At 75.2% G+C, this 18,878-nt stretch carries 19 protein-coding genes and 1 pseudogene; 10 read left to right on the top strand and 10 right to left on the bottom strand.

Features of this window, described 5'->3' with window-relative positions:
- Nucleotides 1-82: 82 nt before the first annotated feature.
- Nucleotides 83-1,339, top strand: coding sequence for a GNAT family N-acetyltransferase (locus tag H299_RS0120760; protein WP_027749977.1), 1,257 nt, complete (start codon nucleotides 83-85; stop codon nucleotides 1,337-1,339).
- Here H299_RS0120760 and H299_RS0120755 read toward each other — a convergent pair.
- Entirely contained in the window at nucleotides 1,266-2,465 is a 1,200-nt protein-coding gene (locus tag H299_RS0120755; RefSeq protein WP_027749976.1) for a PLP-dependent transferase, read from the bottom strand. The genes H299_RS0120760 and H299_RS0120755 overlap by 74 nt on opposite strands.
- A 59-nt stretch (nucleotides 2,466-2,524) precedes the next feature.
- Here H299_RS0120755 and H299_RS0120750 point away from each other — a divergent pair, with 59 nt between their 5' ends.
- Together H299_RS0120750 and H299_RS0120745 are read left to right on the top strand one after the other, a co-directional pair.
- Nucleotides 2,525-2,998: an Lrp/AsnC family transcriptional regulator gene (locus H299_RS0120750; protein WP_027749975.1), complete on the top strand. Its 474-nt coding sequence runs from the start codon at nucleotides 2,525-2,527 to the stop codon at nucleotides 2,996-2,998.
- A gap of 32 nt (nucleotides 2,999-3,030) precedes the next feature.
- On the top strand, nucleotides 3,031-4,758 hold the full coding sequence (locus H299_RS0120745; RefSeq protein WP_027749974.1) for a DUF885 domain-containing protein: 1,728 nt from the start codon (nucleotides 3,031-3,033) through the stop codon (nucleotides 4,756-4,758).
- Between the two features lie 40 nt (nucleotides 4,759-4,798).
- On the opposite strand, the gene H299_RS39685 is transcribed toward H299_RS0120745, so the two are convergent.
- Nucleotides 4,799-4,972: a hypothetical protein gene (locus H299_RS39685; RefSeq protein ID WP_158692366.1), complete on the bottom strand. Its 174-nt coding sequence runs from the start codon at nucleotides 4,970-4,972 to the stop codon at nucleotides 4,799-4,801.
- Nucleotides 4,973-5,146: 174 nt separating this feature from the next.
- Between H299_RS39685 and H299_RS38505 the strand changes: the two are divergent.
- A pseudogene (locus H299_RS38505) lies at nucleotides 5,147-5,377 on the top strand (Lrp/AsnC family transcriptional regulator); the annotation flags it as partial.
- Here H299_RS38505 and H299_RS0120730 read toward each other — a convergent pair.
- The 3 genes from H299_RS0120730 to H299_RS0120720 all read right to left on the bottom strand — a co-directional run bounded on the left by H299_RS0120730 (nucleotide 5,367) and on the right by H299_RS0120720 (nucleotide 10,488).
- Complete coding sequence (locus H299_RS0120730) at nucleotides 5,367-8,555, bottom strand: AAA family ATPase (protein ID WP_027749973.1); 3,189 nt, start codon at nucleotides 8,553-8,555, stop codon at nucleotides 5,367-5,369. The pseudogene H299_RS38505 and the gene H299_RS0120730 overlap by 11 nt on opposite strands.
- On the bottom strand, nucleotides 8,552-9,760 hold the full coding sequence (locus H299_RS35275) for an exonuclease SbcCD subunit D (protein ID WP_051262675.1): 1,209 nt from the start codon (nucleotides 9,758-9,760) through the stop codon (nucleotides 8,552-8,554). The genes H299_RS0120730 and H299_RS35275 overlap by 4 nt, the downstream gene beginning before the upstream one ends.
- A 65-nt stretch (nucleotides 9,761-9,825) precedes the next feature.
- A complete protein-coding gene (locus H299_RS0120720; RefSeq protein ID WP_027749972.1) occupies nucleotides 9,826-10,488 on the bottom strand; it encodes a YigZ family protein in 663 nt (220 codons plus the stop codon).
- Nucleotides 10,489-10,551: 63 nt separating this feature from the next.
- Between H299_RS0120720 and H299_RS0120715 the strand changes: the two genes are divergently transcribed.
- Nucleotides 10,552-10,959 (top strand): CoA-binding protein, encoded by a 408-nt coding sequence (locus H299_RS0120715; protein ID WP_027749971.1) that lies wholly within the window; start codon nucleotides 10,552-10,554, stop codon nucleotides 10,957-10,959.
- Between the two features lie 73 nt (nucleotides 10,960-11,032).
- Complete coding sequence (locus H299_RS0120710) at nucleotides 11,033-11,524, top strand: GNAT family N-acetyltransferase (RefSeq protein ID WP_027749970.1); 492 nt, start codon at nucleotides 11,033-11,035, stop codon at nucleotides 11,522-11,524.
- On the opposite strand, the gene H299_RS35270 is transcribed toward H299_RS0120710, so the two are convergent.
- Nucleotides 11,521-12,129 (bottom strand): YbaK/EbsC family protein, encoded by a 609-nt coding sequence (locus H299_RS35270; protein ID WP_051262674.1) that lies wholly within the window; start codon nucleotides 12,127-12,129, stop codon nucleotides 11,521-11,523. The two genes, H299_RS0120710 and H299_RS35270, sit on opposite strands and share 4 nt — an antisense overlap.
- Nucleotides 12,130-12,159: 30 nt before the next feature.
- Nucleotides 12,160-12,732 (bottom strand): cupin domain-containing protein, encoded by a 573-nt coding sequence (locus tag H299_RS0120700; RefSeq protein ID WP_027749969.1) that lies wholly within the window; start codon nucleotides 12,730-12,732, stop codon nucleotides 12,160-12,162.
- A gap of 119 nt (nucleotides 12,733-12,851) precedes the next feature.
- Between H299_RS0120700 and H299_RS0120695 the strand changes: the two genes are divergently transcribed.
- A complete protein-coding gene (locus tag H299_RS0120695; protein WP_027749968.1) occupies nucleotides 12,852-13,715 on the top strand; it encodes a DMT family transporter in 864 nt (287 codons plus the stop codon).
- 291 nt (nucleotides 13,716-14,006) lie between these two features.
- Here the strand turns inward: H299_RS0120695 and H299_RS0120690 are convergent, their stop codons facing one another.
- The gene (locus H299_RS0120690; protein WP_027749967.1) at nucleotides 14,007-14,759 is read right to left on the bottom strand and encodes an acyltransferase; all 753 of its coding nucleotides are present in this window, start codon (nucleotides 14,757-14,759) and stop codon (nucleotides 14,007-14,009) included.
- Nucleotides 14,760-14,855: 96 nt separating this feature from the next.
- Entirely contained in the window at nucleotides 14,856-15,395 is a 540-nt protein-coding gene (locus H299_RS0120685; protein ID WP_027749966.1) for a gamma carbonic anhydrase family protein, read from the bottom strand.
- Between the two features lie 94 nt (nucleotides 15,396-15,489).
- Here H299_RS0120685 and H299_RS0120680 point away from each other — a divergent pair, with 94 nt between their 5' ends.
- The gene (locus H299_RS0120680; protein WP_027749965.1) at nucleotides 15,490-16,332 is read left to right on the top strand and encodes a fused MFS/spermidine synthase; all 843 of its coding nucleotides are present in this window, start codon (nucleotides 15,490-15,492) and stop codon (nucleotides 16,330-16,332) included.
- A 22-nt stretch (nucleotides 16,333-16,354) separates the two neighbouring features.
- Here the strand turns inward: H299_RS0120680 and H299_RS0120675 are convergent, their stop codons facing one another.
- A complete protein-coding gene (locus tag H299_RS0120675; protein WP_027749964.1) occupies nucleotides 16,355-17,380 on the bottom strand; it encodes a DUF8017 domain-containing protein in 1,026 nt (341 codons plus the stop codon).
- Between the two features lie 130 nt (nucleotides 17,381-17,510).
- On the opposite strand from H299_RS0120675, the gene H299_RS0120670 reads away from it, so the two are divergent.
- Together H299_RS0120670 and H299_RS0120665 are read left to right on the top strand one after the other, a co-directional pair.
- Entirely contained in the window at nucleotides 17,511-17,966 is a 456-nt protein-coding gene (locus tag H299_RS0120670; protein WP_027749963.1) for a DUF4442 domain-containing protein, read from the top strand.
- A 179-nt stretch (nucleotides 17,967-18,145) separates the two neighbouring features.
- Nucleotides 18,146-18,859 carry a TVP38/TMEM64 family protein gene (locus H299_RS0120665; protein ID WP_027749962.1) on the top strand — a complete coding sequence of 238 codons (714 nt, stop codon included), beginning with the start codon at nucleotides 18,146-18,148 and terminating at the stop codon, nucleotides 18,857-18,859.
- Nucleotides 18,860-18,878 lie beyond the last annotated feature (19 nt).

Genomic DNA, 18,878 nt, shown 5'->3' with positions numbered 1-18,878 from the left:
CACCAACCCTCCAGATACAGCTTTTACTCAGCTGTCACAGGACGTTGGTGACCGCGCAACACCAAAGGGTGAGGGTGACCGTATGACCGATTTCCCAGCGTACTCGCAGGAATCACCGGGCGGTCGGCCCGGCAGGCGGCGGGTGCCTCTCGCACTGCGCCCTCGCTGGGCGCGCCGCCGGGACCGCACGGCGCCGGCCGCCGGGAGCGGCGCGGCACCGTGCCTGTGGCGCATGCGCACCACGGTGCGGGACGAGCCGGGCGCGCTCGCGGCGCTGTGCACCGCGCTGGCGGCACGGGACGTGGACATCCTCACGCTCCAGACCTTCCCCCTGGGCCACCGCCCCGACGACGCGCCGCGGGGCTGGACGGTGGACGAACTCCTGCTGCGCGCGCCCCGGGAGCTGACGGCGGACGAGCTGACGGACCTGGCGACGGCGGCCGGGTGCACGGACACCTGGCTGGGGCGCGCCGTCCCGCACGACCTGGTGGACGCCACGACGCGTGCGCTCCACCTCGCCACCCGTACCGCCCTCGACAGCGCCGAACTGCCCCTGGCCCTGCGGCAGCTGCTCGGCCGCTGCACCATCCGCGCCCTGCCCGGCGGCGCCGTACGCGGCGGCGCGGCCGGCTCGCCCGTGCCGCCGGAGGGGGTGTTCGAGGAGCACACCCTGCGCTTCCCCGACCCCTCCGGCGGCGCGCTGCTCGTGGAGCGGAGCGAACCGCCCTTCACCCCGACGGAGTTCGCCCGTGCCCGCGCGCTGGTCGAGCTGGACGAGCAGCTGGGCCGCCAGACGCCGCGGCAGCAGGACGCGCTGGCGCTGCCGCAGGGCGGGGAGATCACCGTGCGGCGGGCCGACGTCCGCGACCTGGACGCGGCCCGCGCGATGCACGCGCGCTGCTCCCCCGCGACCCTCGCGCGGCGCTACCACGGCCCGGTGCACGACGCGGACAGCTACCTGCGGCACCTGCTCTCGCCCCGCTTCGGCCGCACCCTCGCCGCCGAGACCGCCTCCGGTCGGCTGGTGGCGCTGGGACACCTGCTGTGGGACGGCGACGAGACGGAGGTGGCCCTCCTGGTGGAGGACGGCTGGCAGCGCCGCGGCGTAGGTGCCGGGCTGCTCCGGCGGCTGGTCGAGATGGCCGGGGAGGCGCGCTGCGCCCAGGTGTACGCCGTGACCCAGGCGTCCAACACGGGCATGGCCGCCCTGATGCGCGGCCTGGGGCTGCCGCTGGAGCACCAGGTGGAGGAGGGCACCCTGGTGATCACTGCCGGGCTTGCTCCGGGACCTGCGACGGCTCCCGAGGCGCGCTCAGCGGTGCCCGCGGACGGGCGCTGAGCGCGGCGTCCAGGTCGCGCCACAGGTCCTCGGGGTCCTCCAGGCCCACCGACATGCGCAGCAGCTGGTCGCTGATGCCCCCGGCGCGCCGGTCCTTGCGCGCCACGATGCGGTGGCTGAGGGAACCGGGGTGCTGGATGAGCGTGTCGACGCTGCCGAGGCTGACCGCAGGGGTGATCAGCCGGACTCCGGCGATCACGTCGTGCGGGTCGCCCGCCACCTCGAAGGCGACCATGGCGCCGCCGATCGCGGGGTAGTGGACGCGGGTGACGCGCGGGTCCTCGGCGAGGCGGCCCGCCAGCACGGCCGCGGTGGCCGACTGGGCGCGTATCCGTACGGGCAGTGTGGCCAGCCCGCGCAGCAGCAGGTAGCCGGCGAGCGGGTGGAGCACGCCGCCGGTCGCGAAGCGGATGCGGCGCAGCTGCCGGGCCGACTCCTCGTCGCAGGCGATCACGCCGCCGAGCACGTCGCCGTGCCCGCCCAGGAACTTCGTCGCGCTGTGCAGCACGAGCCGGGCGCCGCTCTCGGCGGGGCGCTGGAGCACGGGGGTGGCGAAGGTGTTGTCCACCAGCAGCGGCACCGCGCCGCAGGAGTGGGCGACGGCCCGCAGGTCCAGCTCGGCCAGGGTGGGGTTGGCCGGGGTCTCCACCAGCACCAGCCCGGTGTCCGGCCGTACGGCGTCGGCGATGCCCGCCGGGTCGACCCAGGTCACCTCCGTGCCGAGCAGGCCGCCCGAGAGGAGGTGGTCACTGCATCCGTACAGCGGCCGTACGGCCACCACGTGCCCAAGACCGGCCGCCGCGCGGCTCAGCAGCGTCGCGGTCAGGGCCGCCATGCCGCTGGCGAACGCGACGGCCGACTCGGTGCCCTCCAGGCGGGCGAGCGCCTGCTCGAAGCGGGCGACGGTGGGGTTGTCCAGCCGGGCGTAGACCGGCGGCCCGGACAGCTGTGCTCCGGTGGCGGCGAACTCGTCGAGCCGGGCGGCCTCCGCGCGGCTGTCGTACGAGGGGTAGGTGGTGGACAGGTCCAGGGGGGCGGCGTGCAGGCCGAGGGCGGCGAGGTCCTCGCGTCCGGCGTGCACCGCCTCGGTGGCGAGCGAGCGGGTGGTCGCGGCTGTCGTCTCCATGCCCCGATCCTGAACAGTGCGCGGGCTGTGGCGGGGACCTGCCGTGTTACGTTCGGCAGATGCCCGATTCCGTCGCGCTGGACCCGGTCGACCTGGAGATCCTGCGGGTGCTCCAGAACGACGCCCGGACGACGTACCGGGACTTGGCCGCGGCCGTCGGCCTCGCGCCGTCCACCTGCCTGGACCGGGTGGCGCGGCTGCGCCGCGGCGGGGTGATCCTCGGCCACGCGCTGCGGCTCGACCCCGCGCGGCTGGGCCGCCCGCTGGAGGCGCTGCTGTCGGTGCAGGTACGGCCGCACCGGCGGGAGCTGGTCGGCCCGTTCGTCGAGCGGGTCCGCGCGCTGCCCGAGGCGCGGGCGCTCTTCCACCTGACGGGTCCCGAGGACTACCTCGTGCACGTGGCGGTGGCCGGGGCGGCGGACCTGCAGCGCCTGGTGCTGGACGAGTTCACCTCGCGCCGCGAGGTGGCCCGGGTGGAGACGCGGCTGATCTTCCAGCAGTGGGTCTGCGGTCCGCTGCTGCCACCCACGTGACGCGGCGCCGCTGACGTATGAGGATGGGGCCCATGTCCGATACGAAGCACCCCGATACGAAGAACAGCGCGCCCCTGCCCCGCCAGGTGGCCGACCACTACGTCGACGCCCTCGTCGCCCTTGATCCGATCACCGGCACCTACCTCGGCGTGCCCGAGAGCCACGGGCGGCTGCCCGACTACTCCCCCGCGGGGCAGGAGGAGCTGGCGGAGCTGAACCGCGAGACGCTGCGGCGGCTGGCCGAGGCCGAGGGGCGGCCGGGCGCGGACAGCGACGCGGAGCGGCGCTGCGCCCGCCTGCTGCGCGAGCGGCTCCATGCCGAACTGGCCGTGCACGAGGCGCGCGAGGGCCTGCGCGCCGTGAGCAACCTGAACTCCCCGGCGCACTCGGTGCGCAGCATCCTGACCGTCATGCCGACCGAGACCGAGGAGGACTGGGGGCAGGTCGCGCGGCGGCTGCGGGCCATGCCCGCGGCGCTGGAGGGCTACCGCGCCTCGCTCGGTGCCGGGCTGGCCGAGCAGCTGCCCGGCGGGCCCCGGCAGGTGGCCACGATGATCAAGCAGCTGAGCCAGTGGATCGGCGAGGACGAGGACGGCGCCGCCACCGGCGAGGACAGCTGGTTCGCCACCTTCGCGGGCCAGGGACCCGACTCCCTGCGCGAGGAGCTGACGGTGGCCTCGGCGGCTGCCACCGGCGCCGTCGCCGCGCTGCGCGACTGGCTGCGCGAGGTGTACGCCCCCGGTGTCGCGGGCGCGCCGGAAACCGTGGGCCGCGAGCGGTACCTGCGCTGGGTGCGCTACTGGAGCGGCGCCGACCTGGACGTGGAGGACGCATACGCGTACGGCTGGGCCGAGTACCACCGGCTGCTGGCGGAGATGCGCACCGAGGCGGAGAAGGTACTGCCCGGCGCCGAGACCCCGTGGGTGGCGCTGGACCACCTGGAGACGCACGGGCGGGCTGTCGAGGGGGTGGAGGAGACGCGCGAGTGGCTCCAGTCCCTGATGGACGAGGCGATCGAGAAGCTGGACGGCACGCACTTCGAACTGGCCGAGCGGGTCAAGCGGGTGGAGTCGCGCATCGCGCCGCCGGGCAGCGCGGCGGCGCCGTACTACACCCAGCCCTCGATGGACTTCTCCCGCCCCGGGCGCACCTGGCTGCCGACGATGGGCGAGACCCGCTTCCCGGTCTACGACCTCGTCTCCACCTGGTACCACGAGGGTGTGCCCGGGCACCATCTCCAGCTGGCGCAGTGGACGCACGTCGCGGACACCCTCTCGCGCTACCAGACGTCCGTGGGCATGGTCAGCGCCAACGCGGAGGGCTGGGCCCTGTACGCGGAGCGACTGATGGACGAACTGGGTTTCCTGACCGACGCCGAGCAGCGGCTGGGCTACCTGGACGCGCAGATGATGCGGGCGACGCGGGTCATCGTGGACATCGGCATGCACCTGGAGCTGGAGATCCCCGCCGAGTCGCCCTTCCACCCGGGCGAGCGGTGGACCCCGGAGCTGGCCCAGGAGTTCTTCGGCATGCACAGCGGGCGCCCTGCGGAGTTCGTGGAGAGTGAACTGGTGCGCTACCTGGGCATGCCGGGCCAGGCCATCGGCTACAAGCTCGGCGAGCGCGCCTGGCTGACCGGCCGGGAGAACGCGCGCCGCGCCCACGGCGACGCCTTCGACGCCCGCGCCTGGCACATGGCGGCCCTCTCCCAGGGGTCCCTGGGTCTGGACGACCTGGTCGCGGAGCTTTCGGCGCTGTGAGGCGGCCGGCCCGGGGGCCGCGGGCGGGCCGGCCGCCGGGTCAGCAGCCGCACGCGGCGCCCGCCGGGGCGGTCCGCGGGTCGGCCGCGAGGCGGATGACGCCGCCGGCGGCCTGCACGGGGTAGCCCTGGCGTCTCCGGCACTCGATGCCGCCGAGCATCTCCTTGACGCGGCCGCCGAGCATCTCCTTGACGCGGTAGCCGAGCCGCGCCAACGCGTACGCGCCCTTCGCCGCGCCGTCGCAGGCATGGCACTCACCTAGGATTCCCGCGCCGCCCGCTGAAGGGGACTTCCCCGGCCGGTCACTTGTCCGGCCGGGGAGTCTCCCGGTAGGCACCGCCCATGACCGAGAATTCACCGGACGCCACCGACCGGTGCCTCCTGGACGTCCGTCGGCGCGGTGACCGAGCGGACACGGCGGCTCCAGGAGACGGGCGTGATCACCGGCTACGCGGCACCGGAGACGACTGCTTCGTCACGAAGGCCTTTCGTCATGAAGGTCTCGGCCCGCTCGATGCGGCACCTGGAGGAGGCCGTCGGCCGGATCGGCGCGCCCGGCCCGGTCACCACCAGGCTCGTCTGCTCCTCCCCGCTCCCCCGGCGCCCGCTCAGCCGCTGACCGTCCCGGCGCGGTGCCGCAGCGAGGAGCCGGTGCGGGTCTTGACCACCTCCAGCCGGGCGGGGACGCGCCGCCGCAGGTCCGCGACATGGCTGACGATGCCCACGCTGCGGTCCCGCTCGCGCAGCGAGTCGAGCACGTCGAGGACCTCGTCGAGGGTCTCCTCGTCGAGACTGCCGAACCCCTCGTCGATGAAGAGGGTGTCCAGCGGTGTGCCGCCCGCCTCGTCGGTGACGACGTCGGCGAGGCCCAGCGCCAGCGCGAGGGAGGCGAAGAACGTCTCGCCGCCGGAGAGCGAGGCCGTGTCCCGCTCGACGCCGGTCCAGGAGTCGATGACGTGCAGCCCCAGACCCGAACGCCCGCGCCCGGACGCCCGCTCGGCGGAGTGCACCAGGGTGTACCGCCCGGCGGACATCCGGGCCAGCCGGGCGCTTGCGGCGGCGGCCACCTGCTCCAGCCGTGCCGCCAGCACGTAGGTCTCCAGCCGCATCTTGCGCTCGTTCTCCGCCGAGGTGCCCGCGGCGAGGCCGGCCAGCGCGGCGAGCCGCCGGTGGGTCTCGCGCAGCGGGGCGAGGCGGCGTACGTCGGCGCTCGCGCGGGCGCTGAGCCCGTCCAGCTGGGTGCAGCGCTGCCGGGCCGCCTGGTGGGCGGCGGAGGCGTCCCGCAGCAGGCGGGTGGCGGTCTCCGCCGCCGCCTGTGCCGCCGCCGGATCGGCGGCGGGCGCCTCGGCGGCCTCGGCGAGCCCGGGGACGGCCAGTTCGGCGGCCACGGCGCGCTCCTCGGCCTGCCAGCTCTCCAGCCGCTCGTGCAGGTCCGCCTGGGCGGCGGCGTCCAGCGCGGCGTCGACGGCCTCCCGCACCGTCCCGAAGCGGGCCCGCCGCGCGGCGTCGGCGGCCCCCTCCTCCGCGTTCGCCAGCCGTAGCCGCGCGGTGTCGGCCAAACGCGCCGCCTCCGCGGCCTCGGCGAGCAGTCCGGCGCGGCGCTCCAGGAGCGCGGCGCGCTCGGCGACCCCGGCGGCGCCACCGCGGGCCGCCCGCACCTCCTCGAGCAGGGCGGCCCGTTCGCGCTGGAGTGCTTCGCGGTGCGAGGTGCGGGCGGCGGACCGGCGCTCGGTCGCGAGGCGCCCGTCCAGCCGCCGCGACTGCTCGCGTTCGGCGCGGGCCAGGCCCTCCCGGGCGGCGTGGGCGCCGGACGCCTCGGTGTGCGCGTCGGCGTGCGCGCGCTCCAGCTCTCCCAGCGCGGCGGCCAGTTCGCCGACGCCGCGGGGCGTGGCCGCCGCTCCCTCGGCCCCCGCGTCCGTCTCCGGTCCCGGCTCGTCCGCCTGGTCCACCTGATCCGCTTCGGCGCGGGCGGCCGTCAGCTGCTCGGCCAGTGCCCGCTCGCGCTGGCCCGCCTCCTCCCGCAGCGCCTCTGCCCGGCGGTGTGCCGCCAGCGCGGCGTCCTCGGCTCGCTGATCGACGTGCGCGTCGCCGGGCCGGGCCGGTTCGGGGTGTGCGGTGCTGCCGCAGACGGCGCAGGCCGCGCCGGGGCTCAGCTCGGCGGCCAGTTCGGCGGCGAAGCCGCGCAGCCGCCGCTCGCGCAGGTCCAGCCAGTGCTGGTGTGCGCGGGCGGCCTCCTCACGGGCGGTCAGCAGCTCGGTACGCGCCTCCCGCAGCTCGTCCTCCAGCCCGTCGCGACGGCGGGCGGCGGCGAGCCGGCGGCGGGCCGGGCCGAGGCGGCCGGCCAGCTGCTCGGCGCGGGTGGCGGCGTCCTGGGCACGCTCGACCCGCAGCTGGAGCGCGGGGCGGGCCGTCTCCCACTCCTTGAGCCACTCCTCGGCCTCCCGCAGAGCCTCCTCGTCGGTACGGGACTCCCGCTCCAGGGCGGCCAGTTCGGTGTCGATGGCGGCGCAGCGCCCCTCGGCGCGGCGGGCGGACTCCAGGGTGCCCAGCTCCTGCCGCGTCTCCCGTTCGCGCGCGGTGAGCGCGGCCGGGTCCAGGGCCGCGCACCCGGAGGGCAGCGCCGCGCGGTGCTCGCGCTCGGCCCGCTCGGCCGCGGCCTGCTCGGCCGCGGCCGTCTCGCGCAGGGCGGCTGCCGGGAGGACGGCGTCGGCCGCGCGGGCAGCGGCCAGCCGGTCCGTGGTGAGCCGGCGCTCGGGCGCCTCGGCGCGGAGCCGGTCGGCCCGCGCCCGGGCGGCGTCGTAGCGCCGGCGCCGGCGGTCCTGCTCCCGGCTCTCCTCCAGGTACGCGAGGGCGCGGGTGTGCCGCTCCTCCGCGGCACGGGCGGCGAGCGCGGCGCCGTCGCGGCGCTCCCGCGCGGCGGACCGCGCCAGGGCCGCCCACTCCAGCACGGCCTCGGCCAGGGCGGGCCGGCCCGGCAGCTCCGCCGCACGTTGTCCGGCCCCCTCCTCGGCCCGCCCGGCCGTGCGGCTGCGGACCTCGCCGCGCCGCTGCTCCGGTAGGCCGAGCGGCGCGGGCGGCCAGCCGTCGGCGTCGCCGTGGCCCTGCCCGAGCCCGAGGTCGGTGCCGGCGGCCTGCCGCATGCGGTGGGCGAGGGCCAGCAGCGCGTCGTCCGCGCCGCGCACCTCCTCCTGGGCGCCGCGGCGCATCCGCACCAGTTCGTCCTCGACGGCGACGAAGCGGCCGGTGTCGAAGAGCCGCCCCAGCAGCTTGGCCCGGTCCTCGGCCCCGGCCCGCAGGAAGCGCGCGAAGTCCCCCTGCGGCAGCAGCGCCACCTGGCAGAACTGGTCCCGGCTCATGCCCAGCAGGTCGGCGATCTCGATGCCGATCTCCTGGTGGGAGCGGCTGAGCGGCTTCCACTCGCCCGCCCCCGCGTCGTACTCGCGCAGCGCGGCGTATGCCCGCTCCTTGGTCAGCCCGCGCCCCGCCTTCTTGGGCCGCAGCTGCTCGGGGCGCCGGGTGATCTCCAGACGGCGCCCGCCGACGGACACCTCCAGCACCACCTCGGTCAGCGTGCGCGGGTCGGCGTGGTCGCTGCGCAGGCTGCCGCCGGGCTGCTGGCGGGCCCCGGGCACGCCGCCGTAGAGCGCGAAGCACAGGGCGTCCAGGAGCGAGGTCTTGCCCGCGCCGGTCGCGCCGTGCAGGAGGAAGAGGCCGTCGGCGCAGAGGGCGTCGAAGTCGACGTGGTGGGTGCCCGCGAAGGGGCCGAAGGCCGTCAGGCCGAGGCGGTGCGGCCTCACCGGGCGGCACCGCCGAGAATCTCTCCGCCGCCGCTTCCGGCGTCGCCCTCGCCGTCCGCGCTCGCGGCAACGCGGACGGCGTCGAAGGCGTCCCGCAGCATCCGCCGCTCGTGCGCGTCGGCGTCCCTGCCGTGCCGGACGTGGCGCACGAAGTCCTCGGCGATCTCCTGCTCGCCGCGTCCGCGCAGCCGCTCGGCGTAGCTGAGGTGCGGGTCCTGCTCGGTGCGCTCCGGGGCGAAGACGAGGCTGAGGATGTGCGGGAAGCGGGCGGCCAGGCGCACCATCGGCTCGTCGGGCCGGAAGGGGTCGGTGAGCGTCGCCTCGACCCAGGAGTCCGCGTGCTCCTGATGGGCCGGCTCCTCCAGGAGTTCCGCCAGCGTCCCGCGCAGGCGGGCCAGCGGCCGGGGCACCGGGCAGTACAGCCGCTCGGCGTGCACGGCACCGCGGGCGTCGAGGTCGATCAGCCACATGGACTTGCGCTGCCGCGCCTCGGAGAAGGAGTACGCGAGCGGGGAGCCGGAGTAGCGCACCCGCTCGGTGAGCGTCTGGCAGCCGTGCAGATGGCCCAGCGCGGCGTAGTCCACGCCGTCGAAGACGGCGGCCGGGACGGCGGACACCCCGCCGACGCTGATGTCGCGCTCGCTGTCGCAGGCCTGGCCGCCGGTGACGAAGGCGTGGGCGAGCACGACCGAGCGGGTGCCCGCCGCCCGGCCGGCCAGGTCGCGACGCACCCGGTCCATGGCGGCCTCCAGGACGGCGGTGTGGCCGCGCTGCTCGGCGCCGAGCACGGCCTGCGCCAGGGCCGGTTCGAGATAGGGCAGCCCGTAGACGGCCACGTCGCCGTGTTCATCGGACAGGAGCACCGGGGTGCCGCAGCCCGCCGGGGCCGTGCGCAGGTGGATGCCGGCCTTCTCGATCAGCCCGGCGGCCACACCGAGCCGCCCGGCCGAGTCGTGGTTGCCGGAGATCATGACGGTGGGTACCTCGAGGGCGGCGAGCCGGTGCAGGGCGTCGTCGAACAGCTCGACCGCGGCGAGCGGCGGCACCGCGCGGTCGTGGATGTCGCCCGCGACGAGCACGGCCTGCACCCGCTGCTCCTGGACCGTCGCCACGAGGTGGTCCAGGAAGGCCCGCTGGGCTTCCAGCAGGCTGACCCGGTGGAAGCTGCGGCCCAGATGCCAGTCGGACGTGTGCAGGATTCTCACCGCACCACCCCCACCTGCATCTTCATCCCTCCGCCCCCGGCTGCCGACGCCCGGGCAGCACGCTATCAGTCAGCGGCGGGGCGCACGGGGCCTCGGCCGTCCGCAGCCGCGCCGAAGGAGTCCGCGCCCAGGTCGAGGCGGGCGCCGCCCGCCGTGGCGTCGGCCAGCCAGGAGCGGAATGCCTCCAGGTCCGCCTCGAGCACCTCGACCGCGAGGGCGACCTCGGCGCCGTAGCGCACCTCGTGCACCCGGGTGCCCCGGGAGCGCAGTTCGTTCTCCAGCCGCCCGGCCCGCTGGTGGTCGACGGTGACGGTGGCGAGCCGGGTGCGCTGCCGGGTGACCGTGCCGAGCGCGTCCAGCGCCTCGCCGACGGCGCCGCCGTAAGCACGGATGAGGCCGCCCGCACCGAGCTTCGTCCCGCCGAACCAGCGGCTGACCACCGCCACCACGCAGGTCACACCGCGGCGGGTCAGCATCTGGAGCATGGGCGCACCGGCCGTGCCGCCCGGTTCGCCGTCGTCGCCCGCCCGGGTGAGGGCGCCGTCCGCGCCGATCGCGTACGCCCAGCAGTGGTGACTGGCGGTCGGGTGCTCCGCCCGGACCCGGGCGAGGAAGGCGCGCGCCTCCGCCTCCGTCGCTGCGGGAGCCAGCGCGCAGCGGAACCGCGACCGGTTGACCTCGGTCTCGTGAACGCCCTCGCCGGGGACGGTCAGATACTGCTGCTGCATGGGGCCAGCGTAGTGAGGGCCGCACCGGGAATGCGCGGGGCCGGTATGCCGGTTGTGCAGGGCATGTACGCGGATACGGAGACGGTGCGCAGGATTCTCACCTCCTCGGGCGACACCTGGGCGGTGGTCGGCCTCTCGAACAACCGGGAGCGGGCGGCGTACGGCGTGGCGGGTGTGCTGCGGCGGTTCGGCAAACGCGTGGTGCCGGTGCACCCCAAGGCCGAGGCGGTCGAGGGAGAGCCGGGGTACGCGACGCTGGCGGACGTCCCCTTCCCCGTCGACGTGGTGGACGTCTTCGTCAACTCGTCGCTGGCCGGTGCGGTGGCCGACCAGGCGGTCGCGGCGGGTGCCAAGGCCGTGTGGTTCCAGCTGGGGGTGGTCGACGAGGACGCGTACGCGCGCACCCGTGCGGCCGGTGTCGACATGGTGATGGACAGGTGCCCGGCGATCGAGATCCCGCGCCTGGGCTGAGCCGCTTACGCCGGGCGCCGGCGGCGCCGCGCGCAGGGGTCCCGCCGCGCGGAGGAGGCCGTAGCATCCGCCCATGGCAGAGATACGGGCCGCGCGCCCCTATGACGCTCCGGAGATCGTCCGGCTGCGACGGCTGATGTTCGCGGCGATGCACGGCCGCGATCAGCCGGGGGCCTGGGAGGGCGGCGCGGAGGAGGCCGCCCGGCGGCAGCTGTCCGGACCGAGGACCACACTGGGTGCCTTCGTGGTGGACGGGGACGAGCCGGGCGAGCCGCATCTGGCCGCCTGTTCGGTGGGCAGCCTGGAGGAGCGGCTGCCGGGGCCGGGGCATCCCACCGGCCGCTTCGGGTTCATCTTCAGCGTCTGCACCGACCCCCGCTACCGGGGTCGCGGCTACGCCCGCGCGACGACGGATGCGCTGCTCGGCTGGTTCGCCGCGCAAGGCGTCACCCGGGTCGACCTGCACGCGACCGGCGAGGCCGAGAAGCTCTACCGGAGCCTGGGCTTCGCCGAGCACTCCACGGCGCTCTCGATCGACCTGTCCCGGCGCGCGGGCACGCCCTAGGAACCGTCCCGCTCCGCGTCCGCCGCTGCGACTCCGGCGCCCGCCGTGCCCAGCCGCCGAGCACCCCCGATGACGAGTGCTCCCGGCAGCTGTGCCAGCGCCTTCCCCGGCACGATGAGCTTGCCACGCCTGCTGCCGCTGCCGATGAGCACCCAGGGCATCTCGGTCACCGCGAGGTCGATCAGCACCGGCCAGCCCGCCGGCAGTCCGATCGGGGTGATGCCCCCGTACTCCATGCCCGTCTCCCCGACCGCGGTCTCGTGCGGTGCGAAGGACGCCTTGCGGGCGCCCAGTTGGCGGCGGACCGCGCCGTTGACGTCCAGCCGGGTGCTGGCGGGGACCAGGCAGCCGGCCAGCACCCGCTCACCGGCGCGCTTGGCGGTGACCACGACGCAGTTGGCGGAGGTTTCCCGCAGTTCGGCGCCGTACGCCCGCACGAAGGCGTCCGTGTCCGCGAGATCGGGGTCGGTGTCCACGAAGAGCAGCCGCTCGGCCGGCACCGTGCCGGTCCACTCCCGTACGGCGGCGGCGACCGGGGCGCTGAGCAGGCCGAGGCAGTCGGGTGCGGGGCGGGCCTGGTCGAAGTCTCCGATGGGTGCGCGCATGGAGGCATCGTAGGGCCGGCGCGCCCTGCGTCAGCGGGGGGTCGGGACGGAGACCGCCATGGTCATCTCGACCGGGTCGGCGCCGTCGTTGCGGTAGCCGTGCGGGACGTGCGCCCCGAAGGCGGCCGACGTCCCGGCGGGCAGCCGGTGGTCCGTGCCGTCCACCCTCAGTGCCAGTTCTCCGGCGGAGACGTGGATCAGTTCGGTGGTGCCCCGCGGGTGCGCGTCGGAATCACTGCCCTCCCCCGGCATCAGCCGCCAGGACCACAGCTCCAGCGGGCCGGGGGCCTCGGTGCCCGCGAGCAGCGTGCTGTGGCTGCCCGACTCGGTGGACCACAGGCGGACGGCCTGCTCGGCGGGGACGACGCGGACCAGGGGTTCCTGGTCGAACTCCAGGAGCGTGGTGATGCTCACGCCCAAGGCGTCGGCGACCTTGACGACCGTGCCGACGCTCGGGTTCGTACGCGCCTGCTCGATCTGGATCAGCATGCCCCGGCTCACGCCCGCGCGGGCGGCGAGCGCGTCGAGGGTGAAGCCGCGCTCGTGGCGCCGGCGCTTGAGGCTGCGGGCGAGGGACTGCGTGAGGTGGTCGAGATCGGTCACGGGGCTGCCACACCGTCCAGAATCGCAGAGAACATTATATTCAATGCCGCAGTGCAAAGTAATCGACTACGGTGTGCTGCACTTCAGCATCCACCACACTGTACTGCGAGGTATGTTCGATGAGCGCAGCCCTGGCCCTGGCCACGAGCCTCCTTTGGGGGCTGGCCGACTTCGGCGGCGGCCTGCTGACCCGGCGGATTCCGGCCGCGACCGTGGTGGTGGTCTCGCAGGCGCTCGCCACGGTGGTGCTCGGCGTGATCGTCGTGGTCACCGGCGGCTGGAGCGAGTGGGGTCCGCAGCTGTGGTTCGCCGTGGCCGCCGGGATCGTCGGCCCGGTCGCGATGTTCTCCTTCTACCGGGCGCTGGCCCAGGGCCCGATGGGCGTGGTCTCGCCCCTGGCCTCCCTGGCCGTCCTGGTGCCGGTCGGCGCCGGGCTGGCGCTGGGCGAGCGGCCCGGCTGGCTCCAGGGGGCCGGACTGCTGATCGCCGTGGGCGGCGTGGTCATGGCAGGCGGGCCGGAGCTGCGCGGCGCGCCCGTACAGCGGCAGACGGTCCTGCTGACCCTGGTGGCGGCCTTCGGGTTCGGCGCGGTGCTGGCGCTGATCGAGCATGCCTCGGCGACGATGACGGCGCTCTTCCTGGCCCTGTTCGTGCAGCGGGTGTGCAACGTCGCGGTCGCGGGCGGGGCGCTGCTGGCGCAGGGCCGCCGGGGCGTGCCCGCGCTGCCGGAGGGCGGACGTCCCGTGGTGTACGCCGCACTGCCCGCGCTCGCCTTCGTCGGCCTGGCCGACGTCGCGGGGAACGGCACGTACATGGTGGCCACCCAGTCCGGCCCGGTGACCGTGGCGGCGGTGCTGGCCTCGCTCTACCCCCTGGTCACCGCGCTGGCGGCGCGCGGCGTGCTGCGCGAGCGGCTGCGCCGGGTGCAGGCGGCCGGGGCGGTGCTGGCGCTGGCGGGCACAGTCCTGCTGGCCACAGGCTGAGCCCCGGGGCACCCGCCCCTGAGGGCCCGGCCCGCGCGGGCGGCGGAGCTACGCCGTGTCGTCAAAATGACGGTGTCCGGCCGGAGGCCGGGCTGTGCGGCGTGTGGTGCGTGCGCTCGCAAGGCTACGGACTCGTCCTCGTACCGGGCCGTACGTGGGCGACTCCGACAACGCGGCGAGCATGGGCCTCCCCAGGCCCGAAGGGCCGAGGCATGGGGCCTCCCCAGGCCCGAAGGGCCGAGGGGACGCGTGCCAGACGCCGCACAGCAGGCGACATGGTGACGACAGGGCCTACGCCGTGTCGGCGCCGGGAGCCCCGTCCGCCTCGCCCAGTTCGGCGAGTTCGGCCAGCGCGTGCAGTTCGCCGGGCGTGATGCCCTCGGGCAGGGGCACCGGCGCCGGAGTACGCAGCGGCGGCTGCCAGCCCGCCTCCGGGTCCCAGCGCCGTACGACGCGGGCGGGCGCGCCCGCGGCCACCGCGTGGTCGGGCACCTCGCCCCGTACGACCGCCCCGGCGGCGACCACGACGTTGCGGCCCAGCCGGGCGCCCGGCAGGATCACCGCTCCGGCGCCGAGCCAGCTGCCGGTGCCGATCTCCACCGGCGCGGTGCGCGGCCACTGCCTGCCGACGGGCTGGTGCGGGTCGTCGTAGGAGTGGTTGGTCGAGGTGATGTAGACGTACGGTCCGCAGAAGACGTCGTCGCCCAGGGTCACGGCCGTGTCGGCGATGACGTGGCTGCCCCGGCCCAGCACCACTCCGTTGCCCAGCCGCAGCACGGTCGTGCGGCCCAGGTCCAGATCGGGCATCATCCCGGCGGTCAGGGTCACGTGCTGCCCGATGACGCAGTGGTCGCCGATCTCGATCCAGGGCGCCCCGAAGATCGTGCCCTGCGGGAAGGCCAACCGGGTGCCGGTGCCCAGGGCGCGAAAGGCGTACGGGCCGCGCCGCTCGGCCGTCACCGCACCCAGCCGCTGCGCGTGGTGCCAGGCACGGTGCACCGCGCGGGCCGCCAGCGAGGGGAGCGGGTTCCTGATCGAGGGCATCCGCTCACCGTAGCCGCCCCGTCCGGCAGCCGGATCGGCGCAGGTCCTGTGATCTTCCTTCCACCCGCGCGCCGCCGCCTCGGCGCCGGGGCAAGGTCATCCCCGGGCGGCCGGACCCGCCTCCCGGTGCGCCTCCGCCAGCTCCAGGTACATCACCGCGTTGAGCTTGATGCCCTCGCGCTCCGCCGCGGTCAGCTCCCGCTTGATCTTGGCGGGCACCCCGGCGACCAGCGAGCCCGGCGGCACCCGCATGCCCTGCGGGACCAGCGCCTGCGCGGCGACGAGTGAGCCCGCGCCGATGTGCGCGCCGTTGAGCACCGTGGACCCCATGCCGACGAGGATGTCGTCCTCCACCGTGCAGCCGTGCAGCACCGTGTTGTGGCCCACCGAGACCCGTGCACCGATGGTGACGGCGAAACCGGGGTCGACGTGCACGGTGCAGTTGTCCTGGATGTTGCTGTCCTCGCCCAGGACGATCGAGCCGCAGTCCCCCCGCAGCACCGCGTGGTACCAGAGGCTGGAGCCCGGGGCCATCGTGACGTCGCCGACGACGACGGAGGTCGGTGCGGTGAACGCCTCCGGGGCCACCCTCGGCCGCTTCCCGCCCACCGGCGAGATCAGTGCCCGTGCTGTCATCGTCTGCTCCTCTCGCCGCGGTGCCGCGCTGGCTGCACCGTAGACGACCGGCCCGCGGGCCGCCTCCGGTGGGCGGGGCGGGCACAATGGGACGGTGCCCGAGCCGATACCCGTGAGCCGCCCCGTCGCGGGCGGTACCGCCAAGCTGATGCCGGACGTGGACCGCGAGCGGGCCTGGCTGCTGACGGTCGACGGCGCCCCGCAGTCCTACGTGGACCTGGACGACCCCCGCCACCTCGAGTTCGAGTACACGCGCCGCCTGGCCCACGCGCTGGACCTCGCCCGGCCCGAGGGCGCGCTCGACGTCCTCCATCTGGGCGGCGGCGGCCTCACCCTGCCCCGCTACCTGGCGGCCACCCGTCCCGGATCGCGCCAGCGCGTGGTCGACCACGACCGGGCACTGCTCGACCTGGTCGCCCGCTGCCTGCCGCTGCCGCCCGCCAGCGGGGTCACCCTGCTGGCGGCGGACGCGCGGGCCGCGCTGGAGGCGTCCGCGCCCGCCTCCGCCGACGCGGTGGTCGCGGACGTGTTCGGCGGTTCCCTCGTCCCGGCCCACCTGACCACGCTCGCCTGCGCGCGGGCCGCCGTGCGGACGCTGCGTCCGCACGGCCTCTACGCGGCCAACCTGGCCGATGCGGCGCCCTTCACCTTCCTGCGCTCGCAGCTGGCGACGCTGGGCGCGGTCTTCGGGCAGCTGTGCCTGGTCGCCGAGCCCGCCGTCCTGCGCGGACGCCGCTTCGGCAACGCCGTGCTGCTCGCCTCCGCGGACCCGCTGCCGCTCGAGGCGCTCGCCCGCCGGGTGGCCGCGGACGCCTTCCCCGCGCGGGTCGTGCACGGAGTGGCGCTGCGGCGCTTCACCGGCGACGCGGTGCCCGTACAGGAGGAGTCCGCCATGCCCTCGCCAGCACCGCCGGGCGGCGCGTTCGGCGTCGGCTGACGCCGGCCGTGCGCCCCGCGCGTCAGCCGCGCGGGTCGCCCTCCTCGCCGGGCTCGCCGTAGTTGCGCAGACTGCCCGTCATCTTCTTGATGGTGGCGTCCGGGATCTCGTCCGGGACACCGGCGTCGGTGAGGAAGACCCAGAGCACCAGGTCGTCGTTGGAGTTGATCCAGGAGACGCTGACCACCTTGGCCTCCGAGACCTCGCACTTGCCGTCCTTGGGCGCGCCGGTGAGCGTGGCGGTGGCGGTGTGGCCCTTGATGCCTTGCTTGTTGCTGAAGGGCTTGCCGCCCGACTCCTTGAGCTTGCCCTTCTGCTCCTGGTCGTAGGCGGCGATGGCCCAGTTGGACGCCGCGATCTCAGCGGCCTCCTTGGTGTTGCGGGAGCCCTGGCCGCCCTTGGTGCCGACGATCGCCCGGTTGCTGTCCTTGCACCAGTCCTCCTTGAAGTAGGCCGGGGCGGACATGGCGACGAGCAGGTCCTCGGGCTTCTTGTTGTCCGTGAAGCCGGTGACCGTGCCCTGCGAGGCGACCTTCCAGTCCTCGTTGTCGGGGACGTCGAAGGCCGAGTAGTGCTTGGGGTTGATCACGGCCTGCCAGCCGGGCACGACCGGGTCGCCGGGGTCCTTGGACGCCTCGGGTGTCGGCTTGGGGTCCGCCGGCTTCTCACTCCTGCCCGCGGAGGGCTTGGCCGAGGGCGACTTCGCGGGACCGGCCTCCTCCTTCTCACCGTCGTCCTGGAGCAGGAAGACGCCGGTGATCACCGCCGCGGCGATCACCGCGAGCGCCGCGACGACGGCGATGACCGTCGTCCGCGACTTCCCGCCACCGCCCTGCGGCGGCTGCGGGCCGCCCGGCATCGTGCTGGCACCCCACGGCTGCTGCCCGGCACCCGCCTGCTGGTACGGGTTCTGCTCCGGGTCGGGCTGCTGCGGATACCCGTACCCCGGCTGCTGGTACGGGTTCGGCTGCTGGTACCCGGGCTGCTGGTACGGGTTGGGCTGCTGGGGGTTCTGCCCGCCCCCGGGCTGCTGGTCTCCTGGCCACATGGCCGGTAACTCTATGGGGCACGCTCCGCGCCGAGGACGCCCGCCCTGTTTTCGGTACCGACCCGGTACAGGGGCGCATTCGTACGGAGATCCCTACCCACAGGTATTACCCAGTGGTAACCTCTGGCTCATGTCCACACCCGCAGTGCCGCCGATCGGCGAGTTGATGACGGCCACCGTGCCGATGGTCCGCACCCTGAACCTCGACTTCCCCGAAGCCACCGGCGAGCGCGCGGTGGTGACCCTCCCCGACCAGGACGACTTCCACAACCACGTCGGCGGCCCGCACGCGGGGGCGATGTTCACCCTCGCCGAGTCGGCCAGCGGAGCGATCGTGCTGACCGCCTTCGGCGAACAGCTCTCCCGCGCGGTGCCGCTGGCCGTCCGCGCGGAGATCAGCTACCGGAAGCTCGCCATGGGACCGGTGACCGCCACCGCCGAACTGGGCCGCCCCGCCGCCGAGGTGATCGCCGAACTCAACCGCGGCGAGCGCCCGGAATTCCCCGTCCACGTCTCCCTCGCCCGCGAAGACGGCACGGTGACCGGCGAGATGACGATCGTCTGGACGCTCCGGCCCCACCGCTGAGGTCTGTCCGGTGACGAGACGCCCCGGCGCGCCGCCGGGCCGCGGGGCCTCCGCGCGGGGCGGGCGCGCCCGCCCCGGCACCGCTCGCCGTTGCACCCTGTGCCGGCACGGCGGAAGGTTAGCCACTTCACTGCCCCGGGCCGGGCCTATCGCCGTATTCGTCGGATACTCTCGCCAGGATGTCGGTCTCCGCCGCGCAGCGCGAGGGTCTGCCCGCCCGCCTCCTTCGGACGCTGCTCTCCCCATGGTCCCGCTTCGGCCTGCTGGTGGTCCTGCTCGCCGCGGCGGCTGCGGGGGTGCTCCTCTTCGAGCCGCAGCGCCTGCTCGCGCACGGCTGGCCCGCCCAGCTCTCCGGCGCGCTCGCCGTCGTGCTCTTCGCCCTGGCCTACGGGTGCTGCACGACGGCTTTCGTCCCGCGCCCCTTCCTCAACCTGGCGGCCGGCGCCCTCTTCGGCGCCCAGACGGGCACGGTCGCCGCCCTCGCGGGGACGGTCCTCGGCTCGGGCATGGCCTTCGGCCTCGGCAGGCTGCTGGGGCAGGACGCGCTGCGCCCGCTGCTGCGGGCACGGGTGCTGACCGCGCTGGACCGGCAGCTGAGCGCGCACGGCTTCCGCTCCATGATGGTGATCCGGCTGATGCCGGGAGTCCCCTTCGTGGCCTCCAACTACGGAGCCGCCGTCTCCCGGATGAGCTGGACCGCCTTCCTGACGGCGACGGCGCTCGGCTCGGTGCCGAACACCGCCGCCTACGTCCTGGCGGGCAGCAGCGCCACCTCACCGACCTCGCCCGTCTTCCTGGCCGCCTTCGGCTTCATCGCGCTCTCCGGTCTGGGCGGCGCCGTCTTCGCGTGGCGCAAGCGTGCGAAGCTGCGGGACGTCGCCTCGCGCGCGTGAGCCGCACGGGAGGCGCCGT

The sequence above is a fragment of the Streptomyces sp. CNH287 genome, from assembly GCF_000424825.1.
The sequence above is the reverse complement of the archived record's forward strand: the minus strand, read 5'-3'. Positions and strand labels throughout refer to the sequence as shown.